Source organism: Streptomyces sp. NBC_01017 (assembly GCF_045162795.1).
Lineage (GTDB): Bacteria > Actinomycetota > Actinomycetes > Streptomycetales > Streptomycetaceae > Streptomyces > Streptomyces machairae.
On record NZ_CP108683.1, the window covers coordinates 5,960,462 to 5,981,419 of the forward strand.

At 71.9% G+C, this 20,958-nt stretch carries 19 protein-coding genes and 2 pseudogenes; 11 read left to right on the plus strand and 10 right to left on the minus strand.

The window, feature by feature from the left end; genetic code table 11:
• Positions 1 to 31: 31 nt before the first annotated feature.
• The 4 genes from OG331_RS27395 to OG331_RS27410 are packed head-to-tail and all read left to right on the plus strand — an operon-like array spanning position 32 to position 4,109.
• Positions 32 to 1,312 carry a WS/DGAT domain-containing protein gene (locus OG331_RS27395; protein WP_406200840.1) on the plus strand — a complete coding sequence of 427 codons (1,281 nt, stop codon included), beginning with the start codon at positions 32 to 34 and terminating at the stop codon, positions 1,310 to 1,312.
• 26 nt (positions 1,313 to 1,338) lie between these two features.
• Entirely contained in the window at positions 1,339 to 1,632 is a 294-nt protein-coding gene (locus OG331_RS27400) for an acyl carrier protein (protein WP_362388271.1), read from the plus strand.
• On the plus strand, positions 1,629 to 2,837 hold the full coding sequence (locus OG331_RS27405) for a beta-ketoacyl-[acyl-carrier-protein] synthase family protein (protein WP_406200842.1): 1,209 nt from the start codon (positions 1,629 to 1,631) through the stop codon (positions 2,835 to 2,837). The genes OG331_RS27400 and OG331_RS27405 overlap by 4 nt, the downstream gene beginning before the upstream one ends.
• 27 nt (positions 2,838 to 2,864) lie before the next feature.
• On the plus strand, positions 2,865 to 4,109 hold the full coding sequence (locus OG331_RS27410) for a wax ester/triacylglycerol synthase domain-containing protein (protein WP_406200845.1): 1,245 nt from the start codon (positions 2,865 to 2,867) through the stop codon (positions 4,107 to 4,109).
• 13 nt (positions 4,110 to 4,122) lie between these two features.
• On the opposite strand, the gene OG331_RS27415 is transcribed toward OG331_RS27410, so the two are convergent.
• Positions 4,123 to 5,046, minus strand: coding sequence for an aminoglycoside phosphotransferase family protein (locus tag OG331_RS27415; RefSeq protein WP_406200848.1), 924 nt, complete (start codon positions 5,044 to 5,046; stop codon positions 4,123 to 4,125).
• An 18-nt stretch (positions 5,047 to 5,064) separates the two neighbouring features.
• Between OG331_RS27415 and OG331_RS27420 the strand changes: the two genes are divergently transcribed.
• Positions 5,065 to 6,471 (plus strand): NAD(P)/FAD-dependent oxidoreductase, encoded by a 1,407-nt coding sequence (locus OG331_RS27420; RefSeq protein WP_406200850.1) that lies wholly within the window; start codon positions 5,065 to 5,067, stop codon positions 6,469 to 6,471.
• Positions 6,472 to 6,563: 92 nt separating this feature from the next.
• Here the strand turns inward: OG331_RS27420 and OG331_RS27425 are convergent.
• From OG331_RS27425 to OG331_RS27435, 3 genes and pseudogenes are all read right to left on the minus strand, one after another.
• Positions 6,564 to 8,029: pseudogene (locus OG331_RS27425) on the minus strand (MFS transporter).
• A gap of 119 nt (positions 8,030 to 8,148) precedes the next feature.
• Positions 8,149 to 9,129: a zinc-binding dehydrogenase gene (locus OG331_RS27430; RefSeq protein ID WP_406200852.1), complete on the minus strand. Its 981-nt coding sequence runs from the start codon at positions 9,127 to 9,129 to the stop codon at positions 8,149 to 8,151.
• Positions 9,130 to 9,202: 73 nt separating this feature from the next.
• Positions 9,203 to 10,372 (minus strand): NAD(P)-binding protein, encoded by a 1,170-nt coding sequence (locus OG331_RS27435; protein ID WP_406200854.1) that lies wholly within the window; start codon positions 10,370 to 10,372, stop codon positions 9,203 to 9,205.
• A gap of 244 nt (positions 10,373 to 10,616) precedes the next feature.
• Between OG331_RS27435 and OG331_RS27440 the strand changes: the two genes are divergently transcribed.
• Positions 10,617 to 11,270 (plus strand): pentapeptide repeat-containing protein, encoded by a 654-nt coding sequence (locus tag OG331_RS27440; protein ID WP_406210310.1) that lies wholly within the window; start codon positions 10,617 to 10,619, stop codon positions 11,268 to 11,270.
• A 259-nt stretch (positions 11,271 to 11,529) separates the two neighbouring features.
• On the opposite strand, the gene OG331_RS27445 is transcribed toward OG331_RS27440, so the two are convergent.
• A complete protein-coding gene (locus OG331_RS27445) occupies positions 11,530 to 12,030 on the minus strand; it encodes a hypothetical protein (protein ID WP_406200857.1) in 501 nt (166 codons plus the stop codon).
• 178 nt (positions 12,031 to 12,208) lie between these two features.
• Between OG331_RS27445 and OG331_RS27450 the strand changes: the two genes are divergently transcribed.
• Positions 12,209 to 13,615 (plus strand): M1 family metallopeptidase, encoded by a 1,407-nt coding sequence (locus OG331_RS27450; protein ID WP_406200859.1) that lies wholly within the window; start codon positions 12,209 to 12,211, stop codon positions 13,613 to 13,615.
• A 39-nt stretch (positions 13,616 to 13,654) separates the two neighbouring features.
• Here the strand turns inward: OG331_RS27450 and OG331_RS27455 are convergent, their stop codons facing one another.
• The 3 genes from OG331_RS27455 to OG331_RS27465 form a co-directional block, all read right to left on the minus strand.
• Positions 13,655 to 13,996, minus strand: a complete 342-nt coding sequence (locus tag OG331_RS27455; RefSeq protein WP_406200862.1) for a hypothetical protein — start codon at positions 13,994 to 13,996, stop codon at positions 13,655 to 13,657.
• A 139-nt stretch (positions 13,997 to 14,135) separates the two neighbouring features.
• Positions 14,136 to 15,113, minus strand: coding sequence for a GNAT family N-acetyltransferase (locus tag OG331_RS27460; protein WP_406200864.1), 978 nt, complete (start codon positions 15,111 to 15,113; stop codon positions 14,136 to 14,138).
• A 192-nt stretch (positions 15,114 to 15,305) separates the two neighbouring features.
• Entirely contained in the window at positions 15,306 to 15,881 is a 576-nt protein-coding gene (locus OG331_RS27465) for a TerD family protein (protein ID WP_107906089.1), read from the minus strand.
• Positions 15,882 to 16,040: 159 nt separating this feature from the next.
• Here OG331_RS27465 and arfB point away from each other — a divergent pair, with 159 nt between their 5' ends.
• The 3 genes and pseudogenes from arfB to OG331_RS27480 all read left to right on the plus strand — a co-directional run.
• Entirely contained in the window at positions 16,041 to 16,478 is a 438-nt protein-coding gene (gene arfB / locus OG331_RS27470) for an alternative ribosome rescue aminoacyl-tRNA hydrolase ArfB (RefSeq protein ID WP_328426811.1), read from the plus strand.
• A gap of 80 nt (positions 16,479 to 16,558) precedes the next feature.
• On the plus strand, positions 16,559 to 16,762 hold the full coding sequence (locus OG331_RS27475) for a hypothetical protein (protein WP_406200867.1): 204 nt from the start codon (positions 16,559 to 16,561) through the stop codon (positions 16,760 to 16,762).
• 55 nt (positions 16,763 to 16,817) lie between these two features.
• Positions 16,818 to 17,714: pseudogene (locus OG331_RS27480) on the plus strand (sigma-70 family RNA polymerase sigma factor); the annotation flags it as partial.
• Here the strand turns inward: OG331_RS27480 and OG331_RS27485 are convergent.
• Positions 17,713 to 18,219 (minus strand): GNAT family N-acetyltransferase, encoded by a 507-nt coding sequence (locus OG331_RS27485; protein ID WP_406200869.1) that lies wholly within the window; start codon positions 18,217 to 18,219, stop codon positions 17,713 to 17,715. The pseudogene OG331_RS27480 and the gene OG331_RS27485 sit on opposite strands and share 2 nt — an antisense overlap.
• A 64-nt stretch (positions 18,220 to 18,283) precedes the next feature.
• The gene (locus OG331_RS27490) at positions 18,284 to 18,883 is read right to left on the minus strand and encodes a flavin reductase family protein (RefSeq protein WP_406200871.1); all 600 of its coding nucleotides are present in this window, start codon (positions 18,881 to 18,883) and stop codon (positions 18,284 to 18,286) included.
• A gap of 351 nt (positions 18,884 to 19,234) precedes the next feature.
• On the opposite strand from OG331_RS27490, the gene cdgB reads away from it, so the two are divergent.
• Complete coding sequence (gene cdgB, locus OG331_RS27495) at positions 19,235 to 20,893, plus strand: diguanylate cyclase CdgB (protein WP_406200873.1); 1,659 nt, start codon at positions 19,235 to 19,237, stop codon at positions 20,891 to 20,893.
• Positions 20,894 to 20,958: the final 65 nt, after the last annotated feature.

Below are 20,958 nucleotides of genomic sequence, written 5' to 3' on the forward strand. Positions count from 1 at the left end.
GGGCGTTTGGACTACGAGCCGGAGAGACCGCATGAGACTGTCCTATGCCGACGAGATGCTGCTGTTCAACGGGTGTCCGGGCGTCATCGGCCTGGCGGTGGTCCTCTCCGGTGAGCAGCCCGACGTGGATCAGGTGCGGGCCCGCGTCGCCGAGCGGTGGGCGGACCTGGAGCGGATGAACTGCGTGCTCGACGGTCCGGAGGGCGCCGGCGCGGCGGCACGGCAGGAGCTGTTCGGGCGGCCCGGGCGTATGCGGTGGGTCGTACCGGGGCCGTTCGATCCCGTCGCGCATGTCGCCGTGGCGCGGCACAAGTTGGACGACCTGTGGGCGGAGAGTGTGGACCGGCCCCTCGCCGGCGGGGTGCCGCCCTGGCGGCTCTTCGTCGTTGCGGACGCGACGCACGGCGGTGACTTCGCCCTGGCGCTCGTGGCCCAGCACGCGCTGCTGGACGGGCGTTCCCTGGCGACGCTGCTGCGCTCGTTGATGGACGGCCCCGTGACGGCGCGGGAGCCGGCCCGGTCGGTGCCCCTCGCGCGGACCGGGCTGCTGGCGGCGGGCCGCGAGCTCAGGACGATGACGGCCGCGGGGCAGGCCCTGCCGATGCGGCCGCCGGGGCAGACGTGCTCCTCGGTCGCGGTGACGGAACTGCCCGCGCACATGGTCCGATCCGCACGCCGGCAGCCGGCCGACGGCCGTGGCGCGACGCTGAACGAGCTGCTGGTGGGCGCCGTGGCCGGGGCGCTGCGCGCGCAGTACGGTCCGGTGCGGCGGTGGCGGCAGCGGGACGAGCCCGTCTACACGGCCGTACCGTGTGACCTGCGCAGTCGCGCGAACACGGGGGAACTCGGGAACACCCTCACGGTGGTCCGGGTGCCGCTGCCCGTCGATGTGGAAGGTCCCGTGGCGCGGCTGCGGGCGTGTCAGGCCGCGATGGCCACCGTCCCCGACCGGGCCGCCGTCCACGCGAAGGTGCTGTTCCCCGCCGCAGAAGCGGTTCGCCGGACGGGCTCCTGGGTCACCAGGTTTCTGGCCGGCCGCGGCCGGCACTCCTGCTTCGCGGCGACCGCGACCACGGCCATGAAGTGGCCGGGCGGGCCGAGCACCTTCCAGGGCCGCCGGCTGGTGCGCACGGTCGGGCTGCCGCCCCTGCAGTACCCGGGCACCGTCAGCCTGACCCTGGCCCAGGCGGGGGACGCGTTCACGCTCACCGTGGTGTGCAACCTGCGCCCGAACGACGCGGGACGGCTTGCGGAGGCGGTCGTCACGGAGTTCGAGACATGGGCCCGGATGGCGACGCCGTCAGTGCCCTGACGGCACCAGGAGATGGAGGCAGTTGCATGGAAGCGGAACACGGCGGCGTAGCGGAACACGGCGACGTATGGGAAGCGCTGCGCCCGTTGTGCGCGCGGGTGATGTCGGTGCCGCCGGAGGCGGTGGTCCCGCAGGCCCGGCTGGTCGCCGACCTGGGAGCCGACAGCCTGGACATCACCGAACTGGAGGCGGCGTCGGAGGAGTTGTTCGGGGTGTCCCTGCGGGGGACCGACAAGGCCGCGGTGTCCACCGTGGGTGATGTCGCCGACCTCATCGTGCGGATGCGTACCCCTGACGCCCGCAACACCCTCGCCCGATGACCGGCCGACCCGCGGTCGCCGTCACCGGCCTGGGAGTCCGCTGCGGGGCCGGAGCCAGCCCGGCGGCGCTCTGGGAGAGCCTCGTGCAGTGCCGTTCGGCGACGCGGCTGCACGCGTTCGACGACGAGGGCGCGGTCCGCTACCCCGCGTGTCCGATGACCGACTTCGACCCCACCGGCTACCTCGCGCCCAAGGAGGTACGGCGGGCGGACCGGTCGGTGCAGCTGGCCGTGTGCGCGGCCGTGGACGCCGTCGAGGACGCCGGGGGGCTGCATGTCGGTCCCGGGCGGCGGGCCGTGGTCACCGGTACCGGGTACGGCGGGGTGATCAGCCAGGAGAACGGCATCGGGCATCCCGACGTGCTCTACGCGCCCCGGCTGATGAACAACGCGGGCGCGTACTGGGTCAGTGCCCGCCTCCGTATCACCGGGCCCAGCCTGACGATCTCCACCGCCTGTGCCTCGGGCACGCATGCGGTGGGTGAGGCGATGCAGATGATCCGGGCGGGGTGCGCCGACGTGGTGGTGGCGGGGGGCCATGACAGCCCGCTGACGCCCACGACCGCGCTGGCCTTCGGGCGGGCCGGTGCCATGGTCACCGAGTGCGACGATCCCGCGTCCGCGTCACGGCCGTTCGACATCGGGCGGCGCGGTTTCGTCCTCGCGGAAGGGGCGGCGTTCCTGGTGCTGGAGCGGCTGGACCTCGCCCGCGCGCGGGGTGCCCGGATCTACGCCACGCTGACCGGATACGGACGTACCTCCGACGCCCACCACCTCACGGCACCGCATCCCGACGGTGCGGGGGCGCGGGCGTGCATGGAGCAGGCGCTCGCCGACGCCGGTACGACGGCCGACGCCGTCACCCACGTCAACGCGCACGGCACCGGCACCGAGCTGAACGACCTCGCGGAGGCGCAGGCCATCGCCGCCCTGTTCGGTCCCCGTGCGGTGCCGGTCACCGCGCCCAAGGCGGTGACCGGGCACGGGCTCGGGCTGGCGGGAGCGCTGGAGGCCGTGATCACGGCCTGGTCGGTGCGGGAAGGGCTCGCGCCTCCGACCGCCCATCTGACGCGGCTGGATCCCCGGTGCGAACTGGACGTGGTCACCGGTGAGCCGCGCAAGATCCTGGACGGGCCGGTGCTCAGCAACAGCTTCGCCTTCGGCGGTCACAACGCCTGTGTCGTGTTCGACTCACCCCGCGGTTGATCACGAGAGCACGAGAGGTTGTGGAGCATGCGGCTGACCGCTGTCGAGGAAGGGCACCTGCGCAACGGGATGCCGGGGACGATCGGCATCGCCGCGGTGTTTCCCGGTGAGCCGTTCGACCTGGCGCAGGTGCGGTCCCGGGTCCGCGACCGGTGGGGCGGGCTGGACCGGATGAGCCTGGTGCTCGGGCGTCCCGGCGGGCCGGCCGCGCTGTCGGGCCACCGGTGGCGGACGGCCCGGCCGTTCGATCCCGGGGTGCACGTCAGCGCCACCGACCAGGACCTGCGGTCCCTGCTCACCGACGGTGTCAGCGACCTGCTGCCGCCCGAACGGCCCCTGTGGCGGCTGCTGGTCACGCGGCAGGGCATCGTGCTGCTCGCCCATCACGCGCTGCTGGACGGCAGATCCCTGGAGACGCTGTTCCGGCTGCTGATGGACGACGCCGTTTCCCCACGGGCCGGCGTCCCCGCCGGGGCGGACCCCGCGGCGGTCGTACGACAGCGGCCGCGCGTCGGAGCCGCCACGGTGTACCGGGAGTTGCGGCGCATCGGGTTCCCCGGCCAGCCCCTGCCCGCGGTGCCCGACCTGCGGCCCTCGGTGGCCGTGGTCGAGCTCGACCCGCAGGTGATGCGGGCCGCCCGACGCCAGCCGGCCGGCGGGCGCGGAGCGACCCTCAACGAACTGCTGCTGAGCGCGTACGCCGGTGCCCTCCACGCCTGCTACGGGCCCCTGCGGACCTGGCCGAAGGCACCGACCCCGCTCTACGCCACCGTGCCGGTCGACCTGCGGACCCGCCAGAACGCGGGCCAACTCGGCAACGGAGTCACCGCACTGCGGATGCCGCTGCCCGTCGACGTCGAGTCCCCGGTGGCGCGGCTGCAGGCGTGCCAGGACGAGGTCGCGGGGTTCGACCGCCGCTGCGACGCCCACCGCGCGTTCCTTCCCGCGCTGAAGGGCGCCGCACGGACCGTGCCGTGGCTGGCCGGGGTGATGGCCGAGCGGCTGGCCCGCCCCGAGCTCACCACGAGCCTGTGCACCGCGTTCAAGTGGCGGGACAACCCCAGCCGCTTGCACGGCCGCCCGCTGGCCCGCATCGTTCCCCTGCCGCAGCTGTCCCCACCCGGCACGGCGAACCTCTGCCTCGTGCACACCGCCGACGCCTACACCCTCACCGTCGTCAGCCACCTGCGCGCCGGTGACGCCGAGATGATCGGTGACGCGGTCGCCCAGGAACTGAAGGCGGTGGCGGCGTCCGCCGCGTGGGTGAGCTGAGGGCTGCGGTCGGTCAGCCGCGCGGCGGGCGCAGCCTTCTGGCGATTTCCAGTTGTTCCTCGTCCAGCGGGCGGCCGTCCTCGATGTCCCAGAGGGAGTTCTGCAGGAGTCGGCCGTACGTCCATGCACGCGCGCGTGCGCGGTCCAGGGCGAGGACGTCGGTCATGGAGTCGAAGCGCCAGCGGATGTCGTCGGCGTCGAAGCGGTTGGCGAGGGCGGGCCACAGTTCGAAGCCCGGGTCGCCGGCGAGGGGTTTGGGGTCGATGGCGAGCCAGGGGGCGCGAGCGGAGGCGAGGACGTTCTCGTCGTGGAGGTCCCAGTGCAGCAGGCGGTCGCCGGGCTCGTCGACGACTTCGCGTACGGCGGCTGCGCAGTCGGCGACGATACGGCGGGCCTCCGGGTCCGGGATGCGTTCCAGCGCCCGGGGCGTCTGCTCCAGCATGTCCTGCGCGATGTCGCCGAGGCGGCGCAGGCCGGCCGGGGCGGTGAAGGACGTGAGGTGGGCCAGCAGACGGGCGATGACCTGGACCGACTCGTGGATGTCCGGCTGGTGCGCGAGCATGCGGGACGAGTCGAGGCGTTCGAGGAGCATGGTGCCGGTGGCCTCGTCGTGGTCGAGGAGGCGTACCGCCCCGTCGCCGTCCCACAGGCGCAGGGCGACCGGCTCGCCCTCGCTCTCCTCGTCGAGGAGTTGCAGCTTCAGCACGGCCCGGGTGCCGTCCCGGCGGGTCACGGGCAGGACCAGGGCGCTGACCCCGTGCATCGGCCGTCCGTCGACCGTCAGGTCCCAGCGGTCGAGGAATCCGGCCGTCAGGTCCGGGAGTCCGGCGATGAAGGCGCGGCCCGCCTCACCGTTGTACTCCTGCTGTGATGCGGCGAGCTCCTGAGGAATGTCGATCACTTTGCGGACCCTACTGGGCTGCCGGAATCGGCTCACGCGAATTAACGTCCTCCCATGAGCAGCTCGGTCAACGGTGCCGTGAACGGCGCCATCTCCTTCTGGTACGCGCACGACGGCCTCCCCTCGGTGCGTGAGCCGCTCGCGGGGGACACCTCCGCGGACGTGGTGATCGTCGGCGGCGGGTACACGGGACTGTGGACGGCGTACTACCTCAAGAAGGCCGTCCCCTTCCTGCGGATCACCGTCCTGGAACAGAAGTTCTGCGGCTACGGCGCCTCCGGACGCAACGGCGGCTGGCTGTACAACGGCATCGCGGGCCGCGACCGGTACGCGAAGCTGCACGGCCACGAGGCCGCCGTACGGCTGCAGCGCGCCATGAACGACACCGTCGACGAGGTCGTACGGGCCGCCGCGGAAGAGGGCATCGACGCCGACATCCACAAGGGCGGGGTGCTCGAAGTCGCGCGTACGCCGGCCCAGTTGGCGCGGCTGAAGGAGTTCCACGCGCACGAGCTGTCGTACGGCGAGAAGGACCGCGAGCTGTACGGCGCCCGCGAGACCGCCGAGCGGATCCGGGTGGCCGACGCCGTCGGGTCGACGTGGACGCCGCACGGCGCGCGTCTGCACCCCGTCAAGCTGGTCAAGGGGCTCGCGGCGGCCGTCGAGGCGCTGGGCGTGACGGTCCACGAGCTGACACCGGTCACGGAGATCAGGCCCAAGCACGCGGTCACCCCGTACGGCACCGTCCGTGCGCCCTACGTCCTGCGCTGCACCGAGGGCTTCACGGCGGGCCTCAAGGGCCAGCGGCGGACCTGGCTGCCGATGAACTCGTCGATGATCGCCACCGAGCCGCTGTCGCCGGAGCAGTGGGAGTCGGTGGGCTGGGCGGGCCTGGAGACGCTCGGCGACATGGCGCACGCCTACATGTACGCGCAGCGCACCGCCGACGGGCGGATCGCGCTGGGCGGGCGCGGGGTGCCGTACCGCTTCGGCTCGCGCACCGACAACGACGGCCGCACGCAGCCCGAGACCATCGAGGCCCTGCGGGAGGTCCTCGTCGGGTTCTTCCCGGCGCTGGCCGGGGTGCGCGTCGACCACGCCTGGTCGGGCGTCCTGGGCGTACCGCGCGACTGGTGCGCGACCGTCACCCTGGACCGGTCGACGGGGATCGGCTGGGCGGGCGGCTACGTCGGCTCGGGCGTGGCCACCGCCAACCTCGCCGCGCGCACGCTCCGCGATCTCGTCCAACTGGACTCCGGACAGGGCCTGCAGACCGAACTGATCGACCTGCCCTGGGTCGGGCACAAGGTCCGCAAGTGGGAGCCGGAGCCGTTCCGGTGGCTCGGTGTGCAGGGCCTGTACGCCACCTACCGTGCCGCCGACCGGCGGGAGCGGGTGAGCGGGGCGGGGGAGTCGTCGCGGTTGGCCCGGGTGGCGGACCGGGTGGCCGGGCGGCACTGACACGGGCACCGCCGGGGCGGTGGGTGGGGGAGGGGCTCCGCGGTCCGTCGGAGTCCCTCCCCCCGTTTGTGGAGGCCGGTCGGGGGCGGCTGTCAGGCCACCGACTCCGGGATCGGCGCCTTCTGCGCGGCGCCGTCTTTCGGGGGTTTCGCCGTCACCATCAGGGCCGCGACCACACCGGCCAGCAGCATGATGGCGGCGGCCCACCAGATGGCGACCGTGTAGCCGTGCACGATGCCCTCCTTGGTGACCAGGGCCCGCTGGGCCGGGTCGGTGAGGTGGGCGGTGATGTGGGCGGCGCTGCTGGTGGTGGCGATGGTGTTGAGCAGGGCCGTACCGATCGAACCGCCCACCTGCTGCGAGGTGTTGAGGGTCGCGGAGGTCACGCCGGAGTCCTGCGGGGCCACGCCGGCCGTCGCCGTCGCGAAGACCGGCATGAAGATCAGGCCCATGCCGAGGCCGATGAGGATGAGCGCGGGCAGGATGTCGCTCGCGTAGGAGGAGTGCACCGTCAGCCGGGTCAGGAGCACCATGCCGATCGTGGCGAGCAGGGCGCCCGGGGTCATGAGGAGGCGCGGCGCCACATGGTCCAGGAGCCGGGCGGCGATCTGGGTGGAGCCGGTGATGATCGCGGCCGTGAGGGGGAGGAAGGCGAGGCCGGTCATCATGGGCGAGTAGTCGAGGATGACCTGGAGGTAGTAGGTCATGAAGAGGAAGAGACCGAACATCCCGATGACGGCCGGCGCCATGGTGAGGAAGCAGCCGGCGCGGGTGCGGTCCTTGATGATGTGCAGCGGGAGCAGGGGCACCGGGGCCCTGGTCTGCCACCACACGAACGTGGCGAGAAGGACGACTCCGGCCACGAAGAGGGTCAGGACCAGCGGGTCGGTCCAGCCGCGCGGTTCCGCCTCGGCGAACCCGTAGACGATGGCGACCAGGCCGCCGCAGCCGAGCAGCACGCCGGGCACGTCGAGGCGGGCGCCCGCGTGGCCGGGGCTGTCGTTGAGCAGGGCCAGCGCGCCGAAGACGGCGATCACCGCGATGGGCACGTTGACGTACAGGCACCAGCGCCGGTCCAGGTACTCGGTGAGCAGACCGCCGACGATGAACCCGATCGCGCTTCCGCTGCCGGCCAGGGCGCCGTAGATGCCGAAGGCCTTGCCGCGCTCCTTGGGGTCGGTGAAGGTCGTCGTCAGCAACGACAGGGCCGACGGGGCCAGTACGGCGGCGAAGACGCCCTGGAGGGCGCGGGCGCCGAAGAGCATGCCGGCGGTGGTGGCGGCACCGCCCAGCGCGGAGGCGGCGGCGAAGCCGACGAGGCCGATGACGAAGGTGCGTTTGCGGCCCACCAGGTCGGCGATCCGGCCGCCGAGCAGGAGCAGTCCGCCGAAGGCCAGGGTGTAGGCGGTGATCACCCTCCCCTACTGCCTTAAAGGCGTGAGGGGACCCCCAGGCGGTTGCCGTCGGATATCCCGAGGTCTTCCTGCGCGGACGGGAGCGCGATGTTCACGATGGTCGCGTCCAGGACGACCATGAGCTGCGCGAGCGCGATGATCACCAGACCCCACCAGCGGCGGGGGTCGACGTCCCGGGCGTGTTCACCCGTTCGGGTGACGGTCACCCGGCCAGAAGACCATGATTCAGGGCGTATCGCATCTGGGGAGTGCTTGTGGCCGGTCACGGCTCCAGCACCACCTTTCCAGTGGTCGCACGGGTTTCGAGGGCGCGGTGCGCGGCTGCCGCCTCGGCGAGCGGGAAGCGCTGCACGGCCGGGGTGAGACGGCCCGCGGCGGCCTCGGCGAGAGCGCGCAGTTCGAGGGTCTGCACGGGGCTGGGGCCGCCGGCCCGGCGCATCATCGCGGGGCCGAGGACGTTCTCGGAGACGCCGTCGACCAGGTAGGGCTCACCGTCGTGCAGCCCTTGGCCGGACCAGCCGAAGACGAGGTGCCTGCCGCCCGGCGCGAGCAGGGCGACGCACTCGCGGGCCACGTCGCCGCCGACGCCGTCGAAGACGACCGTGGCACCCCGGCCGTCCAGGAAGGCGCGGACCTTCCCGGGCCACGCCGGGTCCGTGTAGTCGACGGCGAGATCGGCGCCGTTGTCCCGTACCCGGGCCGCCTTCTCCGGTCCCCCGGCCAGCCCCACGACGACGGCGCCGGCGTTCTTCGCGTACTGCACGAGCAGCGTGCCGATGCCACCCGCCGCCGCCGGGACCAGGGCCACCGCGTCCGGGCCGAGCTCGGCGAACTGCAGGATCCCCATCGCCGTACGCCCCGTCCCGATCATGGCGACGGCCTCTGCGAAGTCGAGGTTCTCCGGAATCTCGTGGACGCGGTCGACGTCCGTGACGGCGAGTTCGGCATAGCCGCCCGGGGCGAATCCGAGGTGGGCGACGACGCGCTTGCCGAGCCAGAGCCGCGCGACGCCCTCACCGAGGGACCCGACGACTCCGGCGACCTCACGGCCGGGGATCGTGGGCAGCGCCGGCGGCTCGGGCGCCGGGCCCTGGATGCCCTGGCGCAGGGCCGTGTCGAGCAGGTGGACGCCGGACGCCGCCACGGCGATCCGGACCTGGCCGGGGCCCGGCACGGGATCGGCGACCTGCTCGTGGGCGAGGTTCTCGGCCGGGCCGAAGGTGTGCAGTCGGATGGCGTGCATCAAGATCCCCCATGAGACGGGCCACGTGGACGGGCCCATGTGCTCGGAAGCTGTCGAGAAGCAGCCTTCAACCTCAAGCTTGCTTGAGGTCAAGGGTGTTCCGGCCGAGGGCCAGGGAGACGGCCGTGAGCGCGCTGTTGAAGGAGACCTCGGACAGGACGCCCGGAGCGGCGACCTGGTCACCCGCCAGGTAGAGCCCGTCGCCCCGGTCGACGGCCGGGCGGTCGCGCCAGCTGGTGCCGGGCAGGTCGACGGCCCCGGTACGGCCGCTCGCCACGGACTCGCGCCGCCAGGTGACCCGCTCGCGCCAGCCGGGGAAACCGAGGTCGAGGAGCTGCTCGGCACGCGCGATGCCGGCCGCCCTGTTCTCGTGCGGGGCGATCGGGATCTGTCCCTGGATCAGCTGTTCCCCGGCCGGCGCCAGTGACCGGTCCTGCGCGGTGAACCGCTCCAGCCACCCGGTCCCGTCGAGATCGGAGACGGCGAAGGCATCCCCGCGCCGGGTGCGCACGGCGAGGTCGATGAGTGCCGTACGCCCGCTGGTCCACGTCAGCGAGTCGTCCCCGAAGAGGCGGCGGGCGGCGTCGAGGGAGGTCGCGACGACGACGGGCGCGTCGGTCGTCAGGTCGTCGAGGCTGTCGATGCGGGAGAGGGTCTCCATCCGCACCCCGAGGTTCCACGCCCGGGCCGCCATCCGGTCGATCATGGTCGCCCAGCCGCCGCGCGGGTAGTGCGCCTCCGGCGGCAACTTGGTGGCCCGGCGCAGCCGCTCCTGCACGAACGCGGCCGACAGGGCGCCGGGGTCGTGGTGGAACAGCGCGACGGCGGAGTAGTGCGCGGCGGCACGGGCGCCCTCCTCGCCGGCGATGCCGGTGGCCCACGTCATGAAGTCGACGTCCACGGGCGCCTGCGGCAGGCCCCGCCGCAGCAGCTTGAGCATGGCGAACGGCGGAGTCCGGCGCAGGACGCCCCGGTGCCGCAGCCGCAGCCGGGCCGCCTCCAGGGGCGGGATCGGCGCGAGCGGCCCGATGAGGTCCCGCTGCTTGAGCCAGGCCCAGTGCGGGCCGCCGCTGTAGAGGGCGTGCGGTCCTTCGTTCGTCCGGTACGGCCCCTCGGCGGTCCTCGCCCGCCCGCCGAGGGTGTGGTGCGCTTCGTGGACGGTGACCTTGGCGCCCGCCTCGGCGGCGGTGATGGCCGCGGTGAGTCCGGCGAAGCCGCCGCCGACGACGGTGATGCGGTGCATGGCTGGGGTCTCCCTCGTGCTCGGGGTGGCCTTGCTTCCCTGTTCTGTGAGTACGACGGTCCTGGGCGCCCGGAATGTGACATGGGGGTGGTGGGGGTGCGGGGTCGGGGCGAGGTCGGCGGGGTGTCGGTGCAGGTCGGAGGGATTGTCAGTGGTGGGGTGCAGCATGGGGGGCATGGCGAGGCGAGCGATGGGTGCGGGCGGCGGTTCCGGCGCGGCGGGCGGTCCGGGCAGGGGCGGCGGCGTGAAGCGCGCGCGGCGGCCCGAGGTGCGGCTGCCGCGGCTGGAGCCGTTCCGGGACGGGGAGTTGGAGCCGGACGGGGACTACGACGGCCTGGAGTTCCGGGAGGAGGACCTCACCGGACAGGACGGCGGGGGCGCCCGCTTCATGGACTGCGCGCTGCGGGGCTGCGCCCTGGACGAGACGAGACTGCACCACGCCCGCATCCTCGACTCGGTCCTCACGGGCCCGCGCGGTGTCGGGACCGACCTCGCCGAGTCGACCTTGCGCGATGTGGAACTGGTGGACGCCCGGCTGGGCGGGGTGCAGCTGCACGGGGCCGTGCTGGAGCGGGTCGTGATCCGCGGCGGCAAGATCGACTACCTGAACCTGCGCAAGGCCAAGCTCAGAGACGTCGTCTTCGAGGGCTGCGTCCTGGTCGAGCCGGACTTCGGGGGTGCCCGGCTGGAGCGGGTGGAGTTCGTGGACTGCGCGCTGAAGGGGGCGGACCTCACCGGGGTGACCCTGACGGACGTGGACCTGCGCAGGGCGGGCGAGCTGGACATCACGCGGGGGGTGGACCGGCTCGCCGGGGCGGTGATCAGCCCTTCGCAGCTGCTGGATCTGGCGCCGGTGCTGGCGGCGGCGGTGGGGGTGCGGGTGGAGGCTGAGGAGTAGGGCCCGGGGCCGGGGGGCTCAGGGAGGGGGGCTGGTGGCCGGCTGGTGTGCGGTGCCTGGACGCCTGCGGTATGATCAATCTCGAGCTGGTCGCCGGAACTCGCGGTGGTCGGTGTTGCGTTGGTGGTCCAAGGAAAGACGTCCCGCTTCCTGCGGGGAGATGCAGGTGCAAGGCCTGCCCGGCGCTCGGATCAGGAGCCCCATCCCACGTTGTTCGGGATGGGGCTCCTTCGTTGTCCGTGTCCGTCGCGCGGCTGGGCTACGCCGGTCTGGGAAAGCGGGCCTGGAGGGTCCAGATCGCCGGGTTCTCGGCCAGGTCCTCGTGCAGGTCGATCAGGTCGGCGATCAGGTCATGCAGGAAGTCGCGGGCCTCGCGGCGCAGTTCGGCGTGCGAGAAGGTCAGCGGGGGCTCCTCCGCCCGCATCCAGTCGGCCTCGATGTCGACCCAGCCGAAGCGGCGCTCGAACAGCATGCGGTCGGTGGACTCGGTGAAGTCCAGTTCCGCGTGCTGGGGGCGGGAGGCGCGGGAGCCGGCCGGGTCCTGGTCCAGCAGCTCCGCGATGTCGCACAGGGCCCAGGCGAAGTCGAGCACCGGCACCCATCCCCAGGCTGTGAACAACTCCCGGTCCGCCTTGGTGTCGGCGAGATAGACGTCGCCGCAGAACAGATCGTGGCGGAGGGCACGGACGTCCGCGCGACGGTAGTCCGTCTGCGGGGGGTCCGGGAAGCGGTTGGAGAGGGCGTAGCCGATGTCGAGCACGGGGGTGATGGTGTCACGGGTCGGTGCGGGGCGTGGTTGCGAGGTGGGGCGGCTGCGGGGTTCGGGGGCGGGGGTGTTGTGGCTCGGGTGGTGCAGGCACGCGGGCCGGGCGGTGTCGTGGGTCGCGGCTGTGCGCCGGGGTGACGGTGGCGTGGTCCGCGCTCATAGGATCACTGGTGTGTCCCGTTCCGTGCCTGTTGTTCCCGCCATCGCCTGTGGTGTGCTCGCCCTCGTGCTCACCGCGTGCGGCGGCGTCCACGGCACCCCCGGTGGTTCCGGTGTGCGCGACCCGTACTTCCCCAAGGCCGGCAACGGTGGCTACGACGTCACGCACTACGACCTCGACCTCGCCTACGACCCCGACGACCGCCACCTCACCGGCACCGCCGAGATCACCGCACGTGCCGGCAAGGACCTCTCCGCCTTCGACCTCGATCTGAAGGGCATGGACGTCGAGCGGGTCACGGTGGAGGGCGAGCGTGCCCGTTGGAGCCGTAGCGGCCAGGAGGTCGTCGTCCGGCCGCGCGACGAGCTCGGCGAGGGCGAGACCTTCCGGTTCACCGTCCGCTACTCCGGCACCCCGCAGACCATCACCGACCCGGACGGCTCGGAGGAGGGCTGGCTCCCCACCGCCGACGGTGCGCTCGCGCTCGGCGAGCCGACGGGGTCCATGGCGTGGTTCCCCGGCAACCACCACCCGTCCGACAAGGCGTCGTACGACATCGCGGTGACCGTCCCGGAGGGGCTCCAGGTGGTCTCCAACGGTGAGTTGGCCGAGCGGACCACCGGCGGCGGCCGTACGACGTTCCACTGGCGCGCCGCCGAGCCGATGGCGAGTCACGTGGCCACGCTCGCCATCGGGGACTACGACATCCGCCGCTCCAGCGTGCCGGGCGCGGCCGGCAACGCGCTGCCCGTCTACACGGCCGTAGCCCCCTCCCAGGCCCGCTCCAGCCGTGAAGTCCTGGCCCGGCTCCCCGAAATCGTGGAGTGGGCCGAGTACAACTTCGGTCCCTACCCCTTCTCCTCCACCGGTGCGATCGTCGCCCGCGAGAACGTCTCCGCCTACGCCCTGGAGACCCAGAACCGGCCCGTCTTCCCCGGCGCCCCCGGCACCGAACTGCTCGTCCACGAGCTGGCCCACCAGTGGTTCGGGAACTCCGTGACGCCGGAGAGCTGGCGGGACATGTGGCTGAACGAGGGCTTCGCCACGTACGCGGAGTGGCTGTGGCAGGAGGACAATGGCGGCGACAGCGCGCAGGAGACCTTCGACGCCCTGTACGACCACGGTGAGGACGAGTACGAGGACCTCTGGTCCTTCCCGCCCGCCAAGCCCAAGAGCGCGGCGCACATCTCCGGCGAACCGGTCTACCAGCGCGGCGCGATGGTCCTCCACAAGATCCGCCAGGCCGTCGGCGACGACACCTTCTACGACATCGTCCAGGGCTGGACGGCCGAACACCGGCACGGGAACGCGGACACCGGGGACTTCACCGCGTACGTGGAGAAGACGGCACCGGACGAGGACTTCACGTCCGTCTGGGAGGACTGGCTGTACGGGGACGGGAAGCCCGAGCAACCGTGACGCCGGCCTGTCGGCCCGCCGTCCGGTGGCGACGGCTGCTCAGGATCCCTGTTCCAGATCCCGCCGCATCACCGCACGGGCCGCCCATATCGCCTCCGCGTGCTTGAGCCGCCGCTCCTGCAACTGCGGTGAGTCGAGCGGTGGATCACCGGCTGCGAACCCGTCCTGGAGGTCCCGCAGGGTCGCGTAGACGGCCTCGAGCAGGTCGGACATCTCCTGCGGCGCGCAGATCAGGGCGGTCTCACGGGCCTCGTCGCAGCCGGAGGACCTGAACGCCTCCCGTACGGCCGTCTCCCGTGCCGCCTCCGCCTGGTCGCGGCCGGTGACCGCCGCCGCGTGCATGGCCTCGTAGGCCAGGCGGTACTTCGTCAGGACCGTCACATAGATCTGCCGGCGTTCCTGCCGGGTCCGGTCGGTCAGCTCCCGGCGCCGGCGGGCGCGGTCCGCGAGGCAGCGTCGAGCCGACGCCGACGAACGCGCCGAGGGCGGTGCCTGCCAGGGGCGTCCAGTCCACGCCGGTTCAGGCCTCCCCGCCCGCTTCCCACTCGTCCAGCAGACGGGCCAGGTCCGGGGGCCACAGGGGTTCCGGGGCCTTGGCGAGGTCTGCTCGGGGCCACCACTGCCAGGTGAGGATGCCGTCGGCGGCGTGGGCTGCGGGGAGGCCGGGGCCGGTCGGGTCCCGGTGCGGGCCACGGGTGACGTAGATGTGCTCGTGTTGGCGGACCGGGGTGCCGGAGTGGGTGAAATCGTGCTCCCAGGTGCAGAGCAGGGGGCCCGGTTCGAGGTCGGTCCAGCCGGTCTCCTCGCGCAGTTCGCGCAGGGCTCCCTCCTGGGGTGTCTCGTCCGCCTCCAGGCCGCCGCCGGGCAGGGCCCAGTGGACGCCGACCTCGACGTTGTCGTACCGGAACATGAAGACCGAGCCCTCCGGGTCGACTACGGCGACTCGGGCGGCCTGGCGCGGGGTGCGCGGGGCGCTGTCGGGATCGATGAGCGGCTTGCGCAGGACCGTGCAGGCGCGGCCGAGCTGGAGGTCCTCGCCGTAGCCGATGACCTCGTAGTCGAGGGCGGTCCAGAAGGCGATGGCGTCGGGGTTGTTGTCGAGGACGGCGAGGCGTACGGCCGTACGGCCCGCGGCGCGCAGGCGGTCCTCCACCAGGGCGGCCAAGCGGCGTCCGTGCCCCTGGCGTTGGGCGCTCGCGTCCACCATCAGCAGGCCGATCCACGGATCGGGGTCGGACGGGTCCGGGTGCCGGCCGAGCGTGATCACGATCCCGACCAGCTGCCCCGCACTGCGGGCCAGCAGGACCTCCACGTCGGGGTTGGCCAACTCGTCGGCCAGCGCGGCCGCCACCTGCTCGGGCCGTACGTCGTCCGGGTCCGGGAACTCGCCGCTGAGCGCGTGGAACTCACGGTTGGAGGCGTACAGCGCGGTGAGCTCGGTCAGGAGCGGGGCCGGGATGTCGTGGTCGGGGCTGAGGGGGAGCGGGTCGAGGATCACGTGGGGCAACCTATCGAAGACATGAACGATCGAAGACGGGGATGATCGAGGCGGCCTTGGACGATCGAGGCCTTGGACGACCGATCCCCTGGACGACCGATCCCCTGGACGATCGAGGCGCTGGACGACCGAAGTCCCAGAACGCCGGAACCCCCGGCCGAAGCCAGGGGTTCCTGCACAGCGAGGCGTCCGTCAGACGTTCACGCCGAAGTCCTGCGCGATGCCCACCAGGCCCGAGGCGTAGCCCTGGCCGACGGCGCGGAACTTCCACTCGGCGCCGTTGCGGTAGAGCTCGCCGAAGACCATGGCGGTCTCGGTGGCCGCGTCCTCGGACAGGTCGTAGCGGGCGATCTCGGCCCCGCCGGCCTGGTTGACGATGCGGATGTAGGCGTTGCGGACCTGGCCGAAGTTCTGCGAGCGGTTCTCCGCGTCGTAGATCGAGACCGGGAAGACGATCTTGTCGACGTCGGCCGGGAGGCCGGCCAGGTTGACGTTGATCGCCTCGTCGTCGCCCGCGCCCTCGCCGGTGCGGTTGTCACCGGTGTGGACGATGGTCTGGTCCGGGGTCTGCTTGTTGTTGAAGAAGACGAAGTGTCCGTCCGAGTAGACCTTGCCCGTGGGGTTGACCGCGATCGCCGAGGCGTCGAGGTCGAAGTCCGTGCCGGTGGTGGTGCGGACGTCCCAGCCGAGGCCCACGGTGACGGCGGTCAGGCCCGGTGCCTCCTTGGTGAGCGAGACGTTGCCACCCTTGGACAGGCTTACAGCCATTGTTGGGAGTCCCTTCCCTCGTTGCGGTACGGCTAGAAGCTACAGCTACCCCTATGAACGCAGTGAGGGGTACCTCAAGTTCCAGGTGTCTTTACTTTCTTTGCCAAAGAGCACCCGTAGGGGATATTCGCGTGACGTGGACCGGACAGAAGCGGGAACATGTACGGCATGTCTGGTCCATACGTCATCCGTGGCTCCGTCTCCCTGCCCGAGGCCGAGCTCATGTGGCGTTTCTCGCGGTCGAGCGGCCCGGGGGGCCAGCACGTCAACACCAGTGACTCCCAGGTCGAGCTGCGGTTCGACCTGGCGAGCACGGCGGCGCTGCCCGAGGTGTGGAAGCAGCGGGCGCTGGAGCGGCTGGCGTCCCGCCTCGTCGACGGTGTCCTCACCGTCCGCTCCTCCGAGCACCGCTCCCAATGGCGCAACCGCGAGACCGCCGCCGTCCGCCTCGCCGCCCTCCTTGCCGAGGCGACGGCCCCGCCACCCAAGCCGCGCACGCCGACCCGCATCCCCCGCGGCATCAACGAACGCCGTCTGAGGGAGAAGAAGCAGCGCTCGGAGACCAAGCGGGGGCGGACGGGGCGGGGCTGGACGTAGTCCGGGTCGGTGCCGCCTGTCACCTCCGCCGTGCGGGGGAGACGGTCGCGACCTTCGGATGATCCCCGGACACCGGATCGGTGGCGACGATCGAGGCGCATGCCGTCACACATCCGGATTGGATCCTCACCGTGCTGAAGTGGACCCTGCGCACCGTCGCCGTCCTCGCCCTCGTCGCCGCAATCGCCACCCCGGTCGCCGTGCTCGCGCCCGCACCCGAAGCCGCCGTCGCCTCACCCGCTGTCGCCGTCACATCCCCGTCCCCCCATCCGTCAACGCAGTGACGACCGACTGCGACGACGGACTGCGACGACCGACTGCGACGAGAGGCTGGGACAGATGAGCGGCGGCGACTACAGCGGCATCGGGAACACCGGCTTTCAGGACACCGACTTTCTCGCCCGGCGTTTCGAGGCGCACCGCGGACACCTCCGGGCCGTGGCTCACCGGATGCTCGGGTCGGTCGTCGAGGCCGAGGACGCGGTGCAGGAGGCGTGGTTCCGGGTGAGCCGGTCCGATACCGCCCGTATCGACAATCTCGGGGCATGGCTGACGACCGTGGTGGGCCGGGTCTGTCTGGACATGCTTCGGTCTCGCAAGTCCCGTGCGGAGGATCCGCTGGACGGCCCGGCTGCGGGTTCCGGTCCCGGTGCCTCCGTGCCCGGCTCCGCCGCCGACCCCGAGCAGGACGCGCTCCTCGCCGACTCGGTGGGCGTCGCCCTGCTGGTCGTACTGGACACCCTGACGCCCGCCGAGCGGCTGGCGTTCGTGCTGCATGACCTGTTCGGGGTGCCGTTCGAGGAGGTCGCGGACGTCGTGGACCGTACGCCCGCCGCGGCGCGGCAGCTTGCCTGCCGGGCCCGGCGCCGGGTGCAGGGCGCCGACGTGACCGAGGCCGGGCTGGCCGGGCGGCGCAGGCAGCGCGAGGTCGTCGGCGCTTTCCTCGCCGCCGCGCGGGAGGGGGACTTCGAGGGACTGCTGGAGGTCCTGGACCCGGACGTCATCGCGCGCACCGAGGCGGGGGTGGCCACGGGTGCGGCGGCGGTGGCGCGGGGTGCGGCGACGTTCGGGTCGCTTGCCGGTGTGGCGCAGCTCATGCTGGTCGACGGTGCGACGGGGGCCGTCGTGCTGGCCGGCGGGCGGGTGGAACGGGCCCTGCGGTTTGCGTACGTGCGGGACCGGATCGCCGTGATCGACATCGTGACGGACCCCGAGCGGGTGTCCCGGCTCGGCCTCAGGCCGGTCCAGCCGGTGCCGTGCCGGTGCGGTCCAGCTCCAGCACGCCCACCGTCTCGCCCTCGCTCGTCTCGCCGTTGGGGCGGAAGCCGAGGCCCAGATAGAAGCCCTCAGGGCCGTTCTCGCCGGGGTGCCAGGTGACGTAGAGCTGCCCGTCGCCCCGGCGGCGGAGCTCCGCGGCCACCGACTCGACCGCGAACCGGCCGTACCCCCGGCCCTGTTCGTCCGCGGCGATGTTCAGCCGCCACAGCCCGGAGCGCAGGAGGCTGCCGTCGCCGCGCCAGTCGATGTCGAAGAAGGCCATCAGGAATCCCACCGGGCGGTCGCCGTCGACTATCAGGCGGGGCCAGGCGACGCCCGCGGGGTGGACGTACGCCTCGGCCAGGGACTGCATCACCGGGGAGACCGCGAATTCCTGTTCAGGTCGCACGCGTATGCCGGTGGCGGCCTCGAAGTTCGCGGGTGTGATTTCTTCGAGGCGCGGCGCGGAAGTGGTCGACGTCATCCCGGCACCGTAAGGCGGATGATCAGTTCCCCGCCATGGAATTGCGAACGGTCCCGTCCGCTGATCATCCCAACTGCCGGTAACGGCCCCGGAAATACGTAAGCGGCCCCCCGTTCGCACTCGGCAGAGAGGCCGACAGGACGCGGCCGATCACCAGAGTGTGGTCGCCGGCCGTCACGCGCTGCTCGGTGCGGCACTCCAGGGTGGCCAGGGCGCCGCCGACGAGCGGGGCGCCGGTCTCCTTGCCGCGGACGTACGGGATGTCGGCGAACAGCAGGCGGTCGCTGACGCGGCCCTTCATGGCGAAGCGGCCGGCGATGTGGCGCTGGCTCTCGGCGAGGACCGAGACCGCCCACAGCGGCTGCTCGTCGAGCAGGTCGTCCATGCGGGACCCCTCGCGCACGCTGACCAGGACCAACGGCGGGTCCAGGGACACCGACATGAACGCCGTGGCCGTCATGCCGACGTCCTCGCCGACGGGTGCGTGCGGGTCGTCCGGGTCAAGCGGCGGCTCCAGCGCGGTCACCAGGACCACACCGGCGGCCAGCCGCGACATGGCGGCACGGAACTCGTCGTTGCTCACTCCCTCAGCATGCCCGGCGGCGTTGCGCGAGGCGGGGAGGACGGCGGTCACGGGCGGCGCGGGCGGGGAAGTGTTCGGCACGCCGAAAACGCTAATGTCGGTACCGCGCACCCGGCATCGGGCCTTCGCCCGAGAACGGACAGGGACGTGGTCCTAGGACCATGGACGGACGACTGACGTACCTGATCAAGACCGTTTCGTGGCATCTCCACACACGCACAAAGTTTGCGTTCAGTAAACGCACAGGAAAAACGCAGAAACACCGCTCAATTGTTCACGTTTACCTGTGACTTGAGTCACAAGGGGCATTAATTGTTGACCCTGTGTACCGAGTGAGCAGCGCGCTGTGATTCAGTGGCGGGGAACTAGCAAGGGAAGTTACGCCAAAGTAGAACCCTTGATTCGCTGCGAGGTCTCGGGGGGAGGGCGAGCATGGAGACCGAGTCGGAGCCGTATGTCCGTCTTGCGACCCTGCGGCAACTGCACCAGGTCATGGCTGACATGAACACGGCCCGCAGCCTGGCGGACACGCTGCAGACCGTTGCCGACGGTGTAGTCAACGGCCTCGGCTTTGAGCTCGCGTGCGTCAACCTCGTACGCCCCGACGGCGATCTCGTCGTCGCCGCCTTCTCCGGCAACCCCGCCGCCGAGGCCCTCATCACCGGCCGTGTCGGCTCCCGGGACTCCTGGGAGCGCCGGCTGAGCATGGGTGAGCGCTGGGGTGACCTGGTCTTCATCCCGCACACCGAGGGCTGGATACTCGACGACGACGACGTCCCGCAGTGGTACACCGACGGCCCCGCGCCCCGATTCGAGGACGAGTGGCACCCCTCGGACCGTCTCTTCGCCCCGATGTACACGCCCGGCGTGCAGGGCAGCGCGTGCGGTGAGCTGATCGGGGTCCTGTCCGTGGACCGGCCTCGCAACGGGCGACTGCCGGGCGCGTGGGGGCGCGAAGCGCTCCAGATGTACGCGTTCCAGGCGGCGATCGCCATCAGCAACGCACGTCTACGCGCGAATATGCAGCGGGCACTGGTCAGGCTGGAGCGCGAGCAGCAGGCCCTGCGTGCCAGTGAGGAAAGCTTCAGGCAGGCCTTCGAGTACGCCCCGTCCGGCATGGCCATCGCCGAGATGGGCGGCGACCAGCACGGCCGGATCCTGCGCACCAACGACGCGCTGTGCCGCCTCCTCGGCCGCCCCGCCTCCGCGATGCGCCGCTACGCCTTCTCCGATCTCGTCCACCCCGAGGACATCGGCACGCTGCTGCGTACGTCCGCCGAGGGGGGCCGCGCGGAGCTGCGTCTGATCCGCCGCGACGGCACGTACGTGTGGGTCTCGCTGCGCAACAGCGTGGTCGCCGACGCCGCCGACGGCCCCCGCTTCCTGCTCACCCACGTCGAGGACATCGAGGAGCGCAAGCGCCGCGAGCTGCAGCTCGCCCACCGCGCCTCGCACGACTCGCTCACCGGGCTGCCGAACTCCGCCGAGCTGCGCTCCCGCCTCGCCTCGCGGCTGTGCCAGCGCTCCACGCACCCGGGCGCCGCCCTGGAGTCGGTCGACGCGGCCTACGGCCACCCGGCCTACGACGCCAACGGCCACGGCTTCGACTTCCGGCCGGCTGTGGCGGCGTTCGACGCCTACGACCACCATGTCCACACCGTCGCGCCGGTCGAGGGTGAGCGGGACGACGGTGCCAAGGGGCTCGCGGTGCTCTTCTGCGACCTCGACGGCTTCAAGTCGATCAACGACCGGTTCGGGCACAACGCGGGTGACGCAGTTCTCATCGAGGTGGCGAGGCGCCTGTCCCGCCAGGTCCGCGACGGCGACACCGTGGCCCGGCTCGGCGGCGACGAGTTCGTGATCCTCGCCGACGGGCTCGGCAAGGCGGACGCCCAGGACCTCGCGGTACGCCTGCGCAACGAGATCATCCAGCCGATCCGCGCCGAAGGGCGGGCGGTCCGTGTGGGCGCCAGCTTCGGCATCGGGTGGGCACACTGCGGAATGACTGCGGACGAAGTGTTGAAGTCCGCCGACGAGCGGATGTACGTAGAGAAACGATCTCGTCCCAAACAACACAGACGCGCCGGGTAACTGCCATGTCAGCGAGCTGATGCGATCCGAGTCACCCGTTTGGGCCATCAGGAGCGGGTAGGCTC